We start from the raw sequence: 13810 nt of genomic DNA on the forward strand, positions 1-13810 counted from the left end.
TGGCCACAGATCTGACCACTTGGTGGTCATCCACAGACAAGAAGACGGACTCGATTCATGCAAAACAAGCTGATAGAGCGACTGCGCGGCAGCCTCTCGACCCTGCTCTATTTTCTCAATACCCTGTTCTGGTTTGTCCCCATACTGCTGCTCGGCCTGGTCAAGCTGCTGCTGCCGATCAGGGGCTGGCGCACCCTCTGCAACGCCCTGCTGGATGGCTGCGCCAGCTGCTGGATAGGTTTCAACAATCTGATCCAGAAAGTCATCATCAGAACCACTTTTGAGGTGGTCGGAGTGGACAAAGGGCGCCGGAATGAGTGGTATATGGTGATTGCCAACCATCAATCCTGGGTCGACATACTGGTATTGCAGCGGATTTTTAATCAGAAAATCCCCTTCCTGAAGTTTTTCCTCAAGAAAGAACTGATTTGGGTACCTTTTCTCGGTCTGGCCTGGTGGGCGCTGGATTTCCCCTTCATGCGACGTTATTCCCGGAAATTTCTGGAAAAACGCCCTCATCTGAAGGGAAAGGACATAGAAACAACCCGTAAGGCCTGTGCCAAGTTCCGCCACATTCCGGTGAGCGTGATGAACTTCGTGGAGGGCACCCGCTTCACCGCCCACAAGCATGACAAGCAGGCCGCCCCCTATCGCCATCTGCTGCACCCGAGGGCGGGCGGGGTCGCCTTTACCCTGGCGGCCATGGGGGATCAACTGCACCAGCTGGTGGATGTGACCATCGCCTATCCGGGCGGCATCCCCAGTTACTGGGACTTCATGTGCGGGCGAGTCAGGGAAATCAAGGTTCGGGTGCGCTATCTGCCGATCGAACGCAATCTGGTGGGGGATTACTTCAATGACCCCGAGTTCCAACAAGAGTTTCAACAGTGGTTGAACGGGATCTGGCACGAGAAGGATCAGACCCTGAGCCAACTGCTGGCGGACGAGACACAGTAAACGACACCCATGCTCACCTTTCTTCCCGGCCCGCTGGTGCTGCTCATCAGCGCCAGCCTGACCATATTGTTCATCATCCTGGTCTCCAGCCTGATCCTGCTGGTGTCGCTGATCAAGCTGCTGCCGATCCCGGGCCTCAGCCACGCCTGCAGCCGGATCAACAACGGCATCATGCGCTTCTGGCTGAGCTGCAACGCCCTGGTGATCCACCTCACCACCCGCATCGAGTGGCAGATCGAAGACGACACCCGATTGCGCAAGGATGGCTGGTATCTGATCGTCAGCAACCATCTGAGCTGGACCGACATAGTGGTGCTGGGCCATCTGTTCAGGGACCGGCTGCCGGTGCCCAAGTTCTTCATGAAGCACGAGCTGATCTACATCCCGCTGATGGGATTGGCCTGCTGGGGGCTGGACATGCCCTTCATGCGCCGCTACTCGCGGGCATTCCTGCTGCGCAACCCGCACCTGCGCGGCAAGGACATAGAGACCACCCGCAACGCCTGCGAGAAGTTTCGCCACATCCCCACCACCGTCATCAACTTCGTGGAAGGCACCCGCTTCACCGAGTCCAAGCGGGATGCGGTGCGCTCAGCCTACCGTCATCTGATGCCGCCCAAGGCGGCGGGGCTGGCCTTCACCCTGGCCGCCATGGGGGAGCAGTTCGACAGCCTGATCAACGTCACCATCAGCTATCCAGACAACGCCGAGACCCCGTTCAAGGACTTCCTGATGGGGCGGATGAAGCGCATTCGGGTGCGCATCGAGGAGCTGCCCGTCGACGAGCCGCTGGTGGGGGATTACTTCAACGACAAGCAGTTCAAGCGGGGCTTCCAGCAGTGGCTGAACCAACGCTGGCAGGAGAAGGACAGGGTGCTGGCGCAGTGGCAGGAGACCGATGCGGCGGCTCAGGTCGAGGCGGTGGTCGCCAAGGTGAGCGCCGAGGCCAGCTCGGGCAGCTGATCCTCCGAGAAGACAGCGATGCCGTGGCGCCGCAGCAGGGCCGTGGTCTTGCCCTCGCCCGCCACCGAAACTCCCTCGAAGCGGCCGTTGTAGATGCGACCACTGCCGCAGGAGGGGCTCCCCTCCTTGAGCAGCGCGAAGCGGATCCCCTGGCTCTGGCAGAGCCGCAACGCCAGCTCGGCACCGTGATCGAATTCGGCGGTCACGTCCAGCCCAGACTGAGTCACCACCAGCTCCCCCTGCCGCTCGGCGGGCGGGCGCGGGGTCGGCAGGCCACCGGCCACCTCGGGGCAGAAGGCCAGGGTGCGCCCCTCGGCCCCCAGCGTGCTCAGCCAGTCACTGAGGATCCCCTTGCTCTGACCGTCATACCGCACCGGCTGCCCGAGCAGGCAAGCACTAACTAAAATTCTTTCCCGCACACCTGCGCCTTAAAAATTTTATTGAAGCCAACCCACCCGGAACCTTTTGCCGTTTCAACAATGAAATCCATATCTATCAGATCTCCATCGGATAACTGCTCTTCACTCATTTCTACAGAAGCATAAAAGCACTGCTCATGATCCGCCCAGCCAATGGCAGCCAGAGTGTAAACTTGCATTTCTTCATGCAAACGAAGCCCAGCAAATGGTGCAAAAGGCAAGTTAAGTTCTTTGGAACCACTACAAAAACAGGTGTTATCTAGATTCCGCACAGTTAATGAAAGTTTCACTTTGTAGTTCATAGCAACAGTGCTCTCACTCATGCTTCCGCTCCGTGCATCACCTGATCAAACATCACGCAGCAGGGGCTCTCCAACCGGTAGAGGATGGCGGGACGCTGCTTGCCGGTGCGCTTGCGGCCGGTATCCACCAGGATATCGGCGCGGTGGATGCGCTTGCGAAACGCCGCCGTGTTCATCGGGGTCTGCAGGATGACCTCGAAGGCGCGCTGCACCTCGGAGAGGGTGAACTCGGGGCCAAGCAGTTGCAGTGGCAGGGTGCTGTAGCGGCTCTTGATGCGCAGCCGCTCCAGCCCCTTGGCGATCAGCTGGCCGTGGTCGAAGGCGAGGCCGAGGCCCGGCAAGACCGAGAGCGGATGCCAGCAGCCGCGCACCACCTCCACCTCCGGCTCGACCAGGCACAGGTAGACCAGGGTGGTGGACCAGCCGCGAGGATCCCGCTCCAGATTGCCGAGGGTGCAGACCTGCTCGCTGTAGCAGTGGCCCAGCCCCCACTCCGCCAGCAGGCGATGGCGGGCGGCGTCCAGATCCCGGTCCCGCGTCTCGTCGATGCGCAGCGCGGGCAACTGCCAGCTATGGGCAAAGGGGGGGCGATCGCGGGTCTCGAGGAGCAGCTCGAGCCGCTCCTCGTTCAACCGCAGCACCACCATATCCAGACTCATTCTCGGCATCCTGACTGACCTGCTCGCCTTCCAATAATGTTTGGTAGATAATATCACAAGGATAGTATGTGCAGGAGCCAATCATGGGAACCGTCGCCAGCCTGGATATTGATGCGCAGAAGGGTTTCACCCCCCTCTGCCCGAACGAACTGCCCGTCGCGGGCGGGGATGCGATTGTGGCTGCACTCAACGCCCAGGCAACCCTCGCCAGCCTGCGGGCAGGCAGCAAGGATGCCCATCCCCGCAATGCCGCCTGGGCCGTCTCTGACCCCGCCGACATGCTGCAGCCGCTGGATCTGCCCAACGCCGACCTCAGCTGGCCGGTGCACTGCGTGCCGGGCACCCCTGGCTTCGAGCTGCTGGACGGCCTGCCCGCCCCCATCGATTACGACTTCTTCGTCTGGAAGGGGGTCGAGCCGGATCTGCATCCCTACGGCGCCTGCTTCCACGACCTGGCCGAGCGGCGCAGCACAGGCCTCATCGAGTTTCTGCAGTCCCGCGGCGTCAGCACTGTGCTGGTCGGCGGCCTCGCCACCGACTACTGCGTCAAGACCAGCGTGTTGCAACTGCGCCGGGCCGGCCTGCGGGTGATAGTCCATCTCGACGCCTGCCGTGGCATCAGCCCTGGGACTGTGGCCCAGGCCCGCACCCAGATGATCGAGGCTGGCGCCGAACTGGTCCAGACCCTGACCGATGTACAACGCCTGCTGGACGCCTGACATGCCCATCACTCTCACCAGCCTGCCCGGCGCCTGCAACTTACCCATGCGGCAGGTCACCCGCCTGCCAGGATACTGATATGCCTCCTATCCTCACCAGCCTGCTCGACACCGACGCCTGCAAATTACCTATGCGGCAGGGGAACGTCATCGCGCTCACCAGCCTGCGGGGAGTCTGATATGCCGCCGATTCTCACCAGCCTGCTCGACACCGACGCCTACAAGCTGCACATGCAGCAGGCCGTGTTCCATCGCTATCCGGATGCCGAGGTGGTGGCCGAGTTCCACAGCCGCAACGAAGAGGATCTGCTGCCCATGATGGGCCAGATCGAGGAGCAGCTGCACCTCGCCGGCTCCCTGCGGCTGACCAAGCCCGAGCTCGACTTCCTGGCCGAGCGCCCCTTCTTCACCGCCGATTACCTCGATCACCTGCGCCGCAAGCCGCTCGATGCCTCCCTGCTGCGGGTGTTCGAGCAGGATGGTCGCATCAATGTGCGGGTCGAGGGCCCCTGGCAGGACGTGATCCTGTGGGAAATCCCTGTGCTCGCCATCATCAGCGAGATGCGCAACCGCTTTCGCTATCCCCAGTTCGGGGTGAGCCAGGCGCTGGATCGGCTGGATCAGAAGATCGACAAGCTGGAGCATGAGCTGAGCCCGGCGGAGATGCAGGATTTCAACCTCATCGACTTCGGTACCCGCCGCCGCTTCTCCCACGCGGTGCAGGACGCCGTGGTGGGCCGTCTCAAGGAGCGCCTGCCGGCATTCAAGGGCACCAGCAACTACCAGCTGGCTCAGAAATACCGGCTGCCGGCGGTGGGCACCCAGGCCCACGAATGGTTCCAGGCCCACCAGCAGCTCGGCTTCCCGCTGGAGCACAGCCAGCGCGCGGCCCTCACCAGCTGGCTGGATGAGTTCACCAACCACCTCGGCATCGCCCTGACCGACTGCATCACCATGGATGCCTTCCTGCGCGACTTCGACTTCGAGCTGGCCAGCCGCTACCAGGGCCTGCGCCACGACTCCGGCGATCCCGTGGTGTGGGGCGAGAAGGCCATCAGCCACTATCAGCGGCTCGGCATAGACCCCAGAGACAAGACGCTGGTGTTCTCCGACGGCCTCAACCTCGACAAGGCGGTGCAGCTGTTCCGCCACTTCCGCGGCCGCATCAACACCAGCTTCGGCATCGGCACCAAGCTCACCTGCGATCTGCCCGGCGTCAGCCCGATGAACATCGTCTTCAAGCTGATGGAGTGCAACGGTGGCCCGGTCGCCAAGATCTCCGACAGCCCGGGCAAGACCCTGTGCCGGGATGCGGACTTCATCCGCAACCTCAAGCAGGCCTTCCACGTCGGGGTCTGAATGTCGGAAAAACAAAAAGCCCGCCGGTTTGCACCGGCGGGCTTTTTTTATGGGGTCAGACGGGATCAGTCTTTCTTGGCCAGCAGGAATTTCACCAGCTGGTTGAACTGCTCCTGGGAAGTGATGGATTCAATCTTCACCATGTACTTGCCATTGACCAGGAAGGCCGGCACACCGCGCACGTTGTAGGTCTCGGTGTTGCGATCGAACTGGGAAACCATGCCGGACACGGCGAAGCTGTCGACGGCGCCGTCGAACTCTTCGGCCGGCACGCCGCTGTCCACGAAGATCTGCTTCAGATCACCGCGGCTCTGCGGAACCTGCTTCTGGGTGTGGATCTTGTCGAAGATGACCGGGGTCAGCTTGCCTTCGACGTTCAGCAGGTTCGCAACGGCGTAGGCACGCTGGAACTCAGGACCCATCTCACGACCCAGGAAGGCCACCGGGTTCTTCTTCATCGGCACGCCTTCCGGCAGGCTCTTCTTCAGATCCTCGGCGATCGGTTCGAACTTGGCGCAGTGCGGGCAGAGGTAGGAGAAGAACTCCAGCACTTCAGGTTGGGCACTGCCGGTCTGCTTGACCACGTCATAGTTGACGCCTTCCTTGAATTCCGGGGCGGCGTGAACCATGGGGATCATCAGCATGGCAGCGAGGAAAAATAGTACTTTTTTCATGACGTTTCCTGTTAAGGGATCACTGTGAGGCACGCCCGGCGAACCGAAGCAGTCCAAGCCTATTGTGTCCCTCTGCCAACGTCAATGACAAAGGCGGGCTGGCAGTGCAAGGCATTGGCTGCGTCACAGCCCTATCGTCAATGGCAGAGGAGGACGACCAAGGCTCCTCCCCCTCTTGCAGATAAACAACCCGGGCAGGTTCATCTCACCAGTCCGGCATCAGGCTCAGCGGCGAGGCCTTCAAGGCCTCCAGCTGGTCATACAGAGGGCTGGCGAACCGCTGCTCCCATGACGATTCACGGGTCTCACCAGTCCGGCATCAGGCTCAGCGGCGAGGCCTTCAAGGCCTCCAGCTGGTCATACAGAGGGCTGGCGAACCGCTGCTCCCATGACGATTCACGTGTCTCACCAGTCCGGCATCAAGCTCAGCGGCGGGGCCTTCAAGGCCTCCAGCTGATCATGCAGGGTGGCGATCTGCTGGCGCCAGTAGTGATCGGTATTGAACCAGGGGAAGTGACGGGGGAAGGCCGGATCCTCCCAGCGCCGGGCCAGCCAGGCCATGTAGTGGACGATGCGCATGGCCCGCAGGGGTTCTACCAGCGCCAGTTCCCGCGGGTCGAACTCCATGAACTCCTCGTAGCCCGCCAGCAGGGTATCGAGCTGGATCAGCTGCTCGTTACGATCGCCGCTGAGCAGCATCCAGAGATCCTGAATGGCGGGGCCGGTGCGACAGTCATCGAGATCGACGAACATGGGGCCGTCGCGCCACAGGATGTTGCCGGGGTGGCAATCCCCGTGCAGGGAGATCTGGGCCACGTCCAGGGCCATGGCGTCGCACACGTGGCGGATCAGCTCATCCAGCACCCCGAAGAACTGCTTGGCCAGTCCGCTCGGTACCCACTCCCCGGCCGCCAGCAGCTGGCGTGGCTCGTGCAGCATGCTCTCCACGTCAAGCCGGACACGATGATGGAACGGGCGGCTGGCGCCGATCCGGTGGATGCGGCCGAGGTAGCGCCCCACCCACTCCAGCTGCTCCAGGTTGTCCACCTCGAACTGGCGACCGCCGACACTCTGCCAGATGGCGAAGGGGTAACCCTGATGCTCCAGCAGGGTCTCGCCGGCGAAGGCGAGCGGTGCCGCCACCGGGATCTCGGATTCGTTGAGGCGGGCGGCGAAACCGTGCTCCTCCAGGATCTGGGCCCTACTCCAGCGGCCGGGACGATAGAATTTCACCACGTAGCGGCGACGATCCTCGTCCTGAAACTGGTAGACCCGGTTCTCGTAACTGTTGAGCTCGATGAGGCCGGAATCGATGCGCAGGCCGCTGAGATCGATAGCATCCATGATGAGATCGGGATTGAGGTCGGAATAGTTGAAACGCATGTCATCCACCATAAGAAAGGGGCGCTGTTGCGCCCCATTCTATCTCATCACTGCCCCCGATGGCGGCTAAACTGACCCGCCATTTGTCGCGTCAGCCGTCACAACCGGCTGATAAACTTGCTGGCCTGGCGCAGGGAACCCTTGCTGTCATCCGCAGCGACCCCTTCCCGTTTGAGCACGAACTGGATATCCAGGGTCGGCTTCTTCAGGTTGAAGGGATCCACCGCCAGACTCACCGGCAGGGTGAAGATTTCCCCTGGTTTGAGAGTCACCTCCCGTGGGCCGAACCACTGGTATTCCGGCAAGCCTTCCACGTCCAGCTGGTAGCGCTGGGGTTGCAGGGTCTTGTTGAGGATCTTGAGGGTATAGGTGTTCTCGATGAGCCCCTCGCTGTTCTCCCGGAACAGCTGGTTGCGATCCCGCAGTATGTCGAGCCCCATGGGCATGATGGACATGGCGTTGTAGACGAAGACCCCCAGCATGATCACCATCACCAGGCCGTAGCCGAGCAGCTTGGGCCGCGCCACCTGAGTGGAGTTGTGGGCCAGCTTGTGCTCCGTGGTGTAGCTGATGAGCCCCTTGGGATAACCCATCCTGTCCATGGTCTGGTCGCAGGCATCGACGCAGGCGCCGCAGTTGATGCACTCGTATTGCAGGCCGTCGCGGATGTCGATGCCGGTCGGGCAGACCTGGACGCAGAGGTCGCAGTCGATGCAGTCCCCCAACCCCAGCGCCTTGGGATCCGCCTTGCGGGCGCGTGGGCCGCGCGCCTCGCCGCGCTTGGCGTCATAGCCGACGATGTAGGTGTCCTTGTCGAACATGGCGGACTGGAAACGGGCATAGGGGCACATGTGGATGCACATGATGGCGCGCATCCAGCCGGCGTTGCCGTAGGTACAGGCGGCGAAGAACAGCGCCCAGAAGATGACCCAACCGCTCGCCTGCAGGGTGAAGAAGTCAGGCACCAGCTGATACACGTCCTGGAAATAGGCCACGAAGGTGAGGCCGGTACCCAGCGACAGCAGGATCCAGGCCAGGTGCTTGGTCCCCTTGCGGGCCAGCTTCTCACCACTCCAGGGGGCGGCATCCAGCTTGCGGCGCTTGTTGGCGGAGCCTTCCAGCTTCTCCTCAAACCAGATGAACATGAAAGTCCACACCGTCTGCGGGCAGAGATAGCCACACCAGACCCGGCCGAGGAAGGTAGTCACGAAGAAGAGGGCGAAGGCGGCGATCATGAAGACCCAGGCCAGCAGGGTCAGATCCTGCGGCCAGATGGTGGCGCCGAAGATGTGGAACTGCTGATGCTCGAGATCGAACAGCACGGCCTGGCGGCCGTCGTAGCGCAACCAGGGCAGGGCGACGAAGAGGGCGACGAAGAACCAGCCCATGACCTTGCGCACCCGCTGCCAGTAGCCGGTCTGGGATCTCACATAGATGCGGTTGCCCGGGTTGAACCTGTCATCGCTGGCTTTGAAGGTGTTGGGATTGAAGGTCCCGGTGACATCGCCGGTGACATCCTTGATATCGATCTTGTCCTGGTCGGCCATTGCAGCACATCGCTCCACTTATATTGTTATGAAGCAGATTATATCTTAAACAACCTGCTAATTGTGTGGGTTAAATGTATCTATAGTTCGAGACCCGTCGCAATTCCGGGTAACAAAAAAGGTCCGTCGCCAGTTGACTACGGACCTTTTTTTGAGATTCCTTTGAAAACCTGTCAGCTTCCCGTCGGGGCAACCTTTACTTGATGCCGCGGGCCTTGAGCAGGGCTTCCTTGAAGTCGGGAACATGGTCCTTGGCAAGCCCGGGGATCAGCGCCTGCTTGTCGGCATCCCGCATCTTGAGGTGGTAGATCAGCATGTCATCGGTCAGCTCGGACAGGGCGCCCTCATAACCGGCTTCCGCCGCCAGCTTGGTGATGAACTGCACCAGGCTGAGGTCCTGTTCCTTGATCCAGGCTGGCTGCAACAGCTCCAGCAGCTCTTCGATACGATGACATTGCATAGACGACCTCTCTCATCTGTCTTTTGAAACTCAGGCAACCTTACCCATCAAGGCTGCTTCGATACGATCCCGCCCATTATGCTTCGCCTGATAGAGGGCCGCATCCGCTTTTTGGATAAGCTCGGCGATGGAGCCGCTCTGATCAGGCACCAGAGTCGCCACCCCGAAGCTGCAACTGACCCGCCCCGAGACTCGGGATTGCTGATGCGGAATGCCCAGAGCGCGCAGGGCGGCGCGCACCTGCTCGGCGATCTGGACAGCCCCCTGCTGGCTGGTGCAGGGCAACAGCAGGGCAAACTCCTCCCCGCCGTAACGGGCGGCCAGGTCATCCTCCCGCCGCAGCACCTCCGCCAGCAGGCCCGCTACCTCCTGCAGACACTGGTCCCCCAGCTGATGGCCATAGTGATCGTTGAACTGCTTGAAGTAATCCACATCCACCAGCACCAGCGACAGAGGCGCCCTGGCTCGCTGACAGCGGCGCCAGGCCCGTGCCAGACAGTCATCTAGGTGAGCACGATTGGCGATGCCGGTCAGCCCGTCCAGGCGGGAGGTGAGCTTGAGATGTTCGGAGACCGCTTTGAGCTCGGCCACCAGATCCGCATTGGAGAAGCGGTGATAGAGGGAGGCGACCTGATCTCGCCGCAACCGGCGCAGCAGGGTCGGCAGAAACACGAACAGGTAGCCTGCCAGCATGCAGGAGACGATCCGCTCCTGCTCGTTGCCGCCGCTGAGTTCGAACAGCATGGCAAACCCGAGCGGCAGCACGGCGCCATAGAGGGTGCGCCGGCTGCCGAACAGCATGATGGCACTGCCGGTGAGGATCAAGCTGGAGAGCATCATCATGGCGGCCCTGTAGGTGTCGGGCAGTTTGTCCATGTAGAGCAGCACCCCGAGCGCCCAGACGATGGAGGTGATGGTCACCCCGATGAACAGCTCGCGCTCCAGCATGACCAACGGCAACTGTGCCAGCCTGGGCGCCCGCCAGCGCAGATGCCACCAGCGTCCCAGCAGCAGCAGGCAGATCAGCCCCAGCCAACCCAGCGCCTCCCTGGCCGGCAGGTAATCGTGGCACAGCAAGCTCCAGCTGATCGCCAGCAGCGCCAGACAAGGCAGGCTGAAAGAGGCATGGGTGTACAGCTGGACCATGATGGCCTGCCTCACCTGGCGTGTCACACTCTGAGTCAACTGCATACTCCCTGTACAATAGCCGACCAGTCTAGCACTCCCTCTTCCGGGCCAACAATCAATCGACCGCTATTAAGCTGCCAATCAGCCCCATGGCAGGGCCGCTGATACCTCAGCCGCGCTCCAACTCGTCCAGCATTTGAAGCACACGGGGCTCTGACCTTGACTTAGCCGCGATCCAACTCGTCCAGCATTTGAAGCACACGGGGCTCTGACCTTGGCTTAGCCGCGCTCCAACTCGTCCAGCATTTGAAGCACACGGGGCTCTGACCTTGGCTTAGCCGCGCTCCAACTCGTCCAGGATGGGGCACTCCGGGCTCGCATCCCCGTGGCAGCACCCCACCACCTCCTCGAGGGAGGCCAGCATGGCCTGCAGACCGGCGATGCGGGTGCGCAGATCCACTATCTTCTCCTGGGCCAGCTTCTTCACTTGGGCGCTGGTCCTGTGTTCGTCCCGGTAGAGCGCCAGCAACTCCTGGCACTCCTCCAGATTGAAGCCCGTCTCCCGCGCCCGCTTGACGAAGCGCAGCTCCCGCAGGGCCCCGTCGCTGTAGCTGCGGTAGCCGTTGTCGCTGCGTACCGGCGCCGTAATGAGACCGATGCTCTCGTAGTAGCGGATGGTCTTGGCGGTCAGTCCCGTCGCCTTGGCAACCTTGCTGATGTTCATCGATGACTCCTTAAATGTGCGGGTGAACGCTGACACGGTTGCCCGCCTTTGGTCGCCAGCGTTTCAGTAACAGGGAATTGCTCAATACCGTGATGCTGCTCAGGGCCATGGCCGCCCCCGCCAGCTCGGGGCTGAGGTAGCCCAGCGCCGCCAGCGGAATGCCGACCACGTTGAACACGAAGGCCCAGAACAAGTTCTGCTGTATGGTGCGCCAGGTCGCCGCCGAGATGTCGATGGCATCCGCCACCAGCCGTGGATCCGATCTCATGAGAGTGATGGAGGCGGTCTCCATCGCCACGTCGGAGCCCGAGCCCATGGCGATCCCCACATCGGCCGCCGCCAGGGCCGGGGCGTCGTTCACCCCGTCCCCGACCATGGCCACCAGGCCGTCGACCTGGGCGCGCAGCGCCTCGACCTTGGCCACCTTGCCGGCGGGCAGCACAGAATCGAAGGCGCCGTCCAGCCCCAGCTTGGCGGCGATATGGGCCACGGGTGCCGGTGCATCACCGCTCACCAGCCAGCTGGCGATGCCACGCTGGCGCAGGGTCGCGATGGCGGCCGGGCTCTCGGGGCGCAGGGTGTCGGCCAGGGCGGCGATGCCAACCGCCACGCCGTCGATGGCGACCCAGACCCGGGTCGCGCCATCGCTGTCCACCTCATCCTGCGTCGGCATGGGGATCCCGAGCGCGCTCAGCAGGGAGGGGTTGCCGATGGCCACCTCATGACCTGCCACCTTGCCGAGGATACCGGCACCGACGCGCACCTCCACCTCGTCCGGTTGCGGCAGGGCGTCGCCACTGACCGCCTCCCGCATCGCCAGTGCCAGCGGGTGTTCGCTCGCCTGTTGCAGGGCGGCGGCCAGACGCAGCTGCTCCTCGTTGCCGCTCCAGCTCGCCAGCACCGGCTTGCCCTGGGTGAGGGTGCCGGTCTTGTCGAAGATCAGCGCCTTGATGGCGTGGGCCTTTTGCAGGGTATCCACGTCCTTGATCAGGATGCCGTGACGGGCCGCCACCCCGGTACCGGTGACGATGGCGGCCGGCGTGGCCAGCCCCAGGGCACAGGGACAGGCGATCACCAGCACGGCTACCGCCGCCAGCAACGCCTGACCGAAGTCGTTGCCGATGGCGTACCACACCAGCAGGGTGAGCAGGGCGATGGCCATCACCACCGGCACGAACACGGCGGAGACCTTGTCCACCAGCTGTTGCAGCGGGGCCTTGCCCATCTGGGCGCTCTCCACCAGGGCGATGATCTTGCTGAGGCTGGAGTCTTCCCCCACTGTGGTGGCCTCGATCTCCAGCACGCCGGAGCGGTTGATGGCACCGCCCAGCACGTTGTCACCCGAGGTGCGCAGCACCGGCAGGCTCTCGCCGGTGAGGATGGATTCATCCAGCTCGCTCTCGCCGCTGGTGATCTTGCCATCCACCGGCACCCGTTCACCGACCAGCACCCGCAGCCGATCGCCACGCAGCACCTCGTCAACGGCAACGCTCTGCCACGCCTCTCCGCGCCAGACGGTAGCGGTCTCGGGACGCAGCGCCATCAGCTCGCGAATGGCGGACTGGGTGCTGCGCCGGGCGCGCGCCTCCAGCAACTTCCCTAACGAAATCAGGGTGATGATGATGGCGCTCGCCTCGAAGTAGAGCTTGCCGCTGGCGGCCACGCCTAAGGTCAGCAACAGGTAGAGGCTGTAGAAGTAAGCGGCGCTGGTGCCGGTGGCGACCAATACGTCCATGTTGGCGGAGCGGTTCTTGATGGCCAGCCAGGCGCCACGATAGAAGCGGGCCCCGATCCAGAACTGCACCGGGGTGGCGAGCACCAGCTCCAGCCAGGCGGGCAGATGCCAGGGCAGCAGCCCCGCCATAGCCAGCATCCCCACTAGCAGCGGCAGGGTCAGCAGGACCGAGATGCTGACCTGGATCAGCGCCTTGTGGGCGGCGGCGGACTCTTGCTCTTCCCGGGCCAGCAGTTGCTGACGGCGGGCGCTGGCACTGCCTTGCGCCAGCTGGGCGCCGAAGCCCAGCCCCTCGATCTGCTCGCGCAGGGAGGCCGGGGTCTGCACGCCGGGTACCTGGGTGATGCGGGCCTGCTCGAGGGAGAAGTTCACGTCCGCCGAGATGACCCCCGGCAGCGCGCTCAGCATCTTGTTTAGCCGAGCCGAACAACCGGCACAGGTCATGCCAGAAATTTGAAACAGCAGCGTCTCTTCGCCGTAGTCGTAACCCTGAGACTTGATGCTCTCCAGTACCACCGGCAGCTGGGCATTCTGGCTCAGATCGATGGCCGCCTGCTCCAGCGCGAAGTTGACGGTAGCTTCGACCCCGTCGAGTTTGTTGAGGGCGGTGGTGATCCGGCTGGCGCAGTTGGCGCAGCTCATGCCGCTGATGGGAAGTTGAATGTGCATGGTCATGACAATCCTCCTCGGAGTTGACCCGCAAACATTAACCTTTACTGTAAGGGTAAGCTCAAGCGGCTGTCTTCACTTTTTGTGCAAATAAAATACGGCGCCTGTTGGC

General features: G+C 62.5%; 14 protein-coding genes. 4 read left to right on the plus strand and 10 right to left on the minus strand.

What is annotated here, in order from left to right:
* Positions 1 to 57 precede the first annotated feature (57 nt).
* Together MM194_RS14030 and MM194_RS14035 are read left to right on the plus strand one after the other, a co-directional pair.
* The gene (locus MM194_RS14030) at positions 58 to 957 is read left to right on the plus strand and encodes an acyltransferase (RefSeq protein WP_033129035.1); all 900 of its coding nucleotides are present in this window, start codon (positions 58 to 60) and stop codon (positions 955 to 957) included.
* A gap of 9 nt (positions 958 to 966) precedes the next feature.
* Positions 967 to 1920 carry an acyltransferase gene (locus tag MM194_RS14035; RefSeq protein ID WP_241343892.1) on the plus strand — a complete coding sequence of 318 codons (954 nt, stop codon included), beginning with the start codon at positions 967 to 969 and terminating at the stop codon, positions 1918 to 1920.
* Here MM194_RS14035 and MM194_RS14040 read toward each other — a convergent pair.
* Genes MM194_RS14040 through MM194_RS14050 form a run of 3 tightly spaced genes read right to left on the minus strand, consistent with a single transcriptional unit; the run spans position 1866 to position 3309 of the window.
* Positions 1866 to 2339 carry a DUF523 domain-containing protein gene (locus MM194_RS14040; RefSeq protein WP_241343893.1) on the minus strand — a complete coding sequence of 158 codons (474 nt, stop codon included), beginning with the start codon at positions 2337 to 2339 and terminating at the stop codon, positions 1866 to 1868. The two genes, MM194_RS14035 and MM194_RS14040, sit on opposite strands and share 55 nt — an antisense overlap.
* Positions 2321 to 2662, minus strand: coding sequence for a hypothetical protein (locus tag MM194_RS14045; RefSeq protein ID WP_241343894.1), 342 nt, complete (start codon positions 2660 to 2662; stop codon positions 2321 to 2323). The genes MM194_RS14040 and MM194_RS14045 overlap by 19 nt, the downstream gene beginning before the upstream one ends.
* Positions 2659 to 3309 (minus strand): DNA mismatch repair protein MutT, encoded by a 651-nt coding sequence (locus MM194_RS14050; protein WP_241343895.1) that lies wholly within the window; start codon positions 3307 to 3309, stop codon positions 2659 to 2661. The genes MM194_RS14045 and MM194_RS14050 overlap by 4 nt, the downstream gene beginning before the upstream one ends.
* Before the next feature lie 74 nt (positions 3310 to 3383).
* Between MM194_RS14050 and MM194_RS14055 the strand changes: the two genes are divergently transcribed.
* Positions 3384 to 4019 carry a nicotinamidase gene (locus MM194_RS14055; RefSeq protein ID WP_241343896.1) on the plus strand — a complete coding sequence of 212 codons (636 nt, stop codon included), beginning with the start codon at positions 3384 to 3386 and terminating at the stop codon, positions 4017 to 4019.
* Positions 4020 to 4199: 180 nt separating this feature from the next.
* Positions 4200 to 5378: a nicotinate phosphoribosyltransferase gene (gene pncB / locus MM194_RS14060; protein ID WP_042654440.1), complete on the plus strand. Its 1179-nt coding sequence runs from the start codon at positions 4200 to 4202 to the stop codon at positions 5376 to 5378.
* 65 nt (positions 5379 to 5443) lie between these two features.
* Here the strand turns inward: pncB and MM194_RS14065 are convergent, their stop codons facing one another.
* From MM194_RS14065 to MM194_RS14095, 7 genes are all read right to left on the minus strand, one after another.
* Positions 5444 to 6052 carry a thiol:disulfide interchange protein DsbA/DsbL gene (locus tag MM194_RS14065; protein ID WP_033129041.1) on the minus strand — a complete coding sequence of 203 codons (609 nt, stop codon included), beginning with the start codon at positions 6050 to 6052 and terminating at the stop codon, positions 5444 to 5446.
* 405 nt (positions 6053 to 6457) lie between these two features.
* Entirely contained in the window at positions 6458 to 7447 is a 990-nt protein-coding gene (locus MM194_RS14070) for a serine/threonine protein kinase (protein ID WP_033129042.1), read from the minus strand.
* 86 nt (positions 7448 to 7533) lie between these two features.
* The gene (gene ccoG / locus MM194_RS14075; protein WP_241343897.1) at positions 7534 to 8982 is read right to left on the minus strand and encodes a cytochrome c oxidase accessory protein CcoG; all 1449 of its coding nucleotides are present in this window, start codon (positions 8980 to 8982) and stop codon (positions 7534 to 7536) included.
* Between the two features lie 196 nt (positions 8983 to 9178).
* The gene (locus MM194_RS14080) at positions 9179 to 9442 is read right to left on the minus strand and encodes a YihD family protein (RefSeq protein ID WP_033129044.1); all 264 of its coding nucleotides are present in this window, start codon (positions 9440 to 9442) and stop codon (positions 9179 to 9181) included.
* Between the two features lie 30 nt (positions 9443 to 9472).
* Positions 9473 to 10627 (minus strand): GGDEF domain-containing protein, encoded by a 1155-nt coding sequence (locus MM194_RS14085; protein ID WP_241343898.1) that lies wholly within the window; start codon positions 10625 to 10627, stop codon positions 9473 to 9475.
* Between the two features lie 277 nt (positions 10628 to 10904).
* Positions 10905 to 11294 carry a Cu(I)-responsive transcriptional regulator gene (gene cueR / locus MM194_RS14090; protein WP_241343899.1) on the minus strand — a complete coding sequence of 130 codons (390 nt, stop codon included), beginning with the start codon at positions 11292 to 11294 and terminating at the stop codon, positions 10905 to 10907.
* Positions 11295 to 11304: 10 nt separating this feature from the next.
* The gene (locus MM194_RS14095; RefSeq protein ID WP_241343900.1) at positions 11305 to 13704 is read right to left on the minus strand and encodes a heavy metal translocating P-type ATPase; all 2400 of its coding nucleotides are present in this window, start codon (positions 13702 to 13704) and stop codon (positions 11305 to 11307) included.
* Positions 13705 to 13810: the final 106 nt, after the last annotated feature.

Source organism: Aeromonas sp. MR16, from assembly GCF_022549315.1.
Taxonomy (GTDB): domain Bacteria; phylum Pseudomonadota; class Gammaproteobacteria; order Enterobacterales; family Aeromonadaceae; genus Aeromonas; species Aeromonas aquatica.

What these genes read in the sequence shown, in the direction of transcription:
- MM194_RS14030 (WP_033129035.1), top strand. Translation starts at nt 58, where the DNA reads ATGCAAAACAAGCTGATAGAGCGACTGCGCGGCAGCCTCTCGACCCTG.
- MM194_RS14035 (WP_241343892.1), top strand. Translation starts at nt 967, where the DNA reads ATGCTCACCTTTCTTCCCGGCCCGCTGGTGCTGCTCATCAGCGCCAGC.
- MM194_RS14045 (WP_241343894.1), bottom strand. Translation starts at nt 2,662, where the DNA reads ATGAGTGAGAGCACTGTTGCTATGAACTACAAAGTGAAACTTTCATTA.
- MM194_RS14050 (WP_241343895.1), bottom strand. Translation starts at nt 3,309, where the DNA reads ATGCCGAGAATGAGTCTGGATATGGTGGTGCTGCGGTTGAACGAGGAG.
- MM194_RS14055 (WP_241343896.1), top strand. Translation starts at nt 3,384, where the DNA reads ATGGGAACCGTCGCCAGCCTGGATATTGATGCGCAGAAGGGTTTCACC.
- pncB (WP_042654440.1), top strand. Translation starts at nt 4,200, where the DNA reads ATGCCGCCGATTCTCACCAGCCTGCTCGACACCGACGCCTACAAGCTG.
- MM194_RS14065 (WP_033129041.1), bottom strand. Translation starts at nt 6,052, where the DNA reads ATGAAAAAAGTACTATTTTTCCTCGCTGCCATGCTGATGATCCCCATG.
- MM194_RS14070 (WP_033129042.1), bottom strand. Translation starts at nt 7,447, where the DNA reads ATGGTGGATGACATGCGTTTCAACTATTCCGACCTCAATCCCGATCTC.
- ccoG (WP_241343897.1), bottom strand. Translation starts at nt 8,982, where the DNA reads ATGGCCGACCAGGACAAGATCGATATCAAGGATGTCACCGGCGATGTC.
- MM194_RS14080 (WP_033129044.1), bottom strand. Translation starts at nt 9,442, where the DNA reads ATGCAATGTCATCGTATCGAAGAGCTGCTGGAGCTGTTGCAGCCAGCC.
- cueR (WP_241343899.1), bottom strand. Translation starts at nt 11,294, where the DNA reads ATGAACATCAGCAAGGTTGCCAAGGCGACGGGACTGACCGCCAAGACC.
- MM194_RS14095 (WP_241343900.1), bottom strand. Translation starts at nt 13,704, where the DNA reads ATGACCATGCACATTCAACTTCCCATCAGCGGCATGAGCTGCGCCAAC.